This window comes from Streptomyces yerevanensis, assembly GCF_000716805.1.
Taxonomy (GTDB): Bacteria; Actinomycetota; Actinomycetes; order Streptomycetales; family Streptomycetaceae; genus Streptomyces; species Streptomyces flaveus.
In genome coordinates this window covers 1-3,462 of the sequence record NZ_JNWJ01000155.1, presented here as the reverse complement: position 1 = coordinate 3,462, position 3,462 = coordinate 1, and the positions used below count along the sequence as shown (strand labels likewise).

3 protein-coding genes and 1 pseudogene are annotated in these 3,462 nt (G+C 69.5%); all 4 read right to left on the bottom strand.

Going from position 1 to position 3,462, the window contains the following annotated elements; genetic code table 11:
• Positions 1-170: 170 nt before the first annotated feature.
• Positions 171-950, bottom strand: coding sequence for a hypothetical protein (locus OP79_RS48595; RefSeq protein ID WP_033329649.1), 780 nt, complete (start codon positions 948-950; stop codon positions 171-173).
• Positions 951-1,276: 326 nt separating this feature from the next.
• Positions 1,277-1,384 (bottom strand): annotated as a pseudogene (locus tag OP79_RS53465) (IS5/IS1182 family transposase); the annotation flags it as partial.
• A 360-nt stretch (positions 1,385-1,744) separates the two neighbouring features.
• Positions 1,745-2,482 (bottom strand): dienelactone hydrolase family protein, encoded by a 738-nt coding sequence (locus tag OP79_RS50265; protein WP_106972681.1) that lies wholly within the window; start codon positions 2,480-2,482, stop codon positions 1,745-1,747.
• A 231-nt stretch (positions 2,483-2,713) separates the two neighbouring features.
• On the bottom strand, positions 2,714-3,462 hold a 749-nt coding region (locus OP79_RS48585), incomplete at its 5' end, for a zinc-binding dehydrogenase (protein ID WP_033329648.1).

Sequence of the window (3,462 nt, the reverse complement as noted above, 5' to 3'; positions counted from 1 at the left end):
CCGCCGTCTCACCGGCGAGGCCATCATCTCCTGGCGCGACCCGACATCACCGAACCAACTCCGCATACCGGGATGAAACAACGGGAGAAAACGACCTCTTAGAGGCCATCTCATTTGGCGAGTCTGCGGTAGCAGATGAGGGTGCAGGCAGCGATGTTGGTCGCACCCGCTCAGCCGACCGAAGTGTTCTGTGTCGCCTTGCGTGCTTCGGTGAGGGCTCGCTGCCTGAGGTTGCCGCCGAACAACTGAATCGTGGTGGCGGCCAGGATGTCATCCCTGCCGATGGTCCGCCCGTCCCCCCTGCGGGTGGACAGTGCCCGGAGGGAATCCTTGAGGAACGGGGGTGGGGCCGGTTCGCCCGACATCACTAGGGTGACCGTACCGAAACGTTTGACCCCGCCCTCGCGGACGACCATGGCCGCGTCCCGGGCGAGGTCCGTCAGGAACACGCTCGCGATTCCGTCCAGGTCGCGGACCATCGCTGGGACGGCCGTCGCCCTCTGGCTCCGCAGCAGCTTCTTGACCCCAGCCTCGAACCTGTGGGCGCCGACCACAGCACTCGGTTTGCGCGACCTACTGCGCTTACGAGAAGGCACGATGACGCCCTCGGCGTCGTGCAGGACACCGGTCAGGCCTTGAAACGTCGGGCTGTGGTCGTACCACTTGGTCCCCACCTCGAGCTCGACGTTCCGGTCGATCGCCGAGAGAAGGTCCCCGGGAATCAGCTTCTTCCGGGCCTCCGCCGCCGCCGCTCTCCTCGCGCCGTCGATGATCTCCGTCAGCACTGTCCGCGTCACCGACGCGGCGGCCCACGCGGCCGACCGAGAGACGTGCATCGGGGTCACGTCCCTGAACACCGCTTTGACAAGAGAAGGCTTGAACGGCGAGACATCCATCACCGAGGCGGTCTCGGGACCGCTGCGCTCAGGGCGTGCGGGCTGTGTGGTCATCGGAAGGAACGCTCCCTGCTGTCGGAGTTATCAGAGGCACACACTTCACCACGCAGACCCGCTCTCTTCCCCGTCCTCCGTCGAAGCGGCACCTGGTCAAGGGCCTGACGGGCACATCCCGACGGCCGGGCCAATGATTAGCCACCTCCCGCACGCCCTCGTACCGTGGCAGCTGCGTCCTCCGTCCGGCTGCACCCCGTTCTCCCTAGCCCCTGCCACCGAGGAGGAGCGGCCGGTGAAGGCACGCAGGACGACAAGTGGGCGGCCAACCTGCGGGGCGGCGAAGGCGTTCCATGCCCGTGGGGGGCACTTGAACGTGCCCCGCAGAGCCTGCGGCAGCAGATGAGGGTGCAGGCGATGCTGGTGAAGGCGAGGAAGTGGTCGGCTTTGCGTTCGTAGCGTCGGTGGAGGCGGCGGCAGCCGGCGAGCCAGGCCGTTGGGTCGGCCGCGCGGCGAGGTGCTCGCCGCGCGGCCGACCCAACGGCCTGGTTATCGCATGCGCGTCGAAACGTGCGCGACTACGAGACCCGGCCTGAGCACTCCGAGGCGATGCTCACCCTTGCCTCGATCACGCTCATGACCCGCAGACTCACCCGGCCCGCCGTCCAGCCCAACGCATCCCTGCCCCGATCTGCCGAACCCGTCCACGCTGCTTGAGGCGTCACAGGTCCGACGGGAGCGGCATCGCGATGGACGCGACGATGCCGTCCATCGCGTCGTTCAGGACCGCCTCGCGCTCGGCCGGGTCAGTGCATGACGCCGACCAAGCCTGGGGGCCAGCATGTTCGCCTGGGTCATGTCCCCAGATCCTCCGTCACGGGCAGGCACTCGGCGAGCAGGTCGACGACGTCGCGCCAGGCTCGCTGCGCGTGCTGTGGGTGGTAGCCGACGCCGGGGACCGTGGGGTGGTCGACCGGCGGGTGATGGAAGGCGTGCAAGGCGCCGCCGTAGACCGCGAGGCGCCAGTCGACGCCCGCGGCCTGCATCTCAGCGGTGAACGCGTTCCGTTGCGCGGGCGGCATGATCGGGTCTTCCGACCCGACCCCGGCCCACACCGGGCAGCGAATGCGCGCCGCCTCGCCCGGTCGGCCCGTGGTCAGTGCGTTGACTGTGCCGATCGCGCGCAGGTTGACGCCGTCGCGCCCGAGTTCCAGCCCAATGGCGCCCCCGGTGCCGTAGCCGACGGCGGCGATCCGGTCGGGGTCGGTCCGCGGTTCGGTGCGCAACACGTCGAGCGCCGCATGGCCGATGCCTCGCATCCGGTCGGGATCAGCGAGCAGCGGCAGGCAACGGGCCAGCATCTCCTCGGGGTCGCTCAAATAGCGCCCGCCGTGAAGGTCGAAGGCCAGCGCTATGTATCCCAGCTCGGCGAGAGCATCGGCCCGGCGGCGCTCGACGTCGCTGAGCCCCGTGCCCTCTGGTCCGAGCAGCACTGCGGGCCGGCGGTCGACACCGGCCGGGAGCGTGAGGTGCCCGATCATCGTCAGACCGTCGGCCGGGTACTCGACCGTACGCGTCGTAATCGTCGTCATGAGACTGGACTGTAGTGATCGTCGAGCCCGGTCCAGCGGCTGTTCTGCCGCTGGCAGAGCAGCGCGGACATCCCCCTGAAATACGGCGAGGGCTCACAAGAACCGTCACAAACCTCGTCCCCACGGCAGCTATCCATCCCGTTGCCCCTTTGACCGTATCTCGGTCAGGCCTCTCACCGGTTTGAAGATGGGTTCTTAGGCAGTTGGGCAGGGCAGTGTTCCGAGTCTGTGCTATTGGGGGATGGTGAGCAGGATGCGGCCGTGGCCTCCGCCGGCGTCGACGTGGTCGTGGGCCTTGGCGATGTCGTCCAGCGGGTGACGGTCGCCGGCGGCGACGGTGAGGGCGCCGACGGCGGCGGCGGAGGTGAGGTCGCGGGCGGCCTGGCGCTTGGCCTCGGCGGGGAAGTCGTCGCTGCCGAGCAGCCGCAGGGTGACGTTGTTGAACAGCAGCGGCCAGAAGGGGATCTCGGTGCGGTCCGTGCGGGTGGCGTAGGCGGCGATGACGGCGTTGTTGGCGGCGACGGCGTTGTCGAGGTCGGCGTTGTCGGACAGCGCGACCTCGATGATCCGGTCGACGCCCCGCGGCGCGTGGGCGCGGATCGCGGCCGCCGGGTCATTGGTGTCCAGGGCGATGGCGTGGGCGACGGCGGCCGGGTCGACGTGGTCGAGGTCCGCGGTGCGGCGGACGGTGGCGATCACGGTGGCGCCGGCCCAGTGGGCGAGCTGGGCGGCCAGGGAGCCGACGCCGCCGAGGACTCCGTGGACCAGGACCAGTCGGCCGTCGACCGGGCCGTCGGCGAAGACGGTGCGGTGGGCGGTGATGCCGGGGATGCCGAGGCTCGCGCCCAGCTCGTCACTGAGGTGGTCGGGCAGGGGTGCGGCCTGGTGGTCGGGTACGAGGGTGTACTGGGCGGCGGTGCCGAAGGGGCGGTAGGACTGGGCGCCGTATACCCAGACCCGTTGTCCGACGCGGTGGGCGT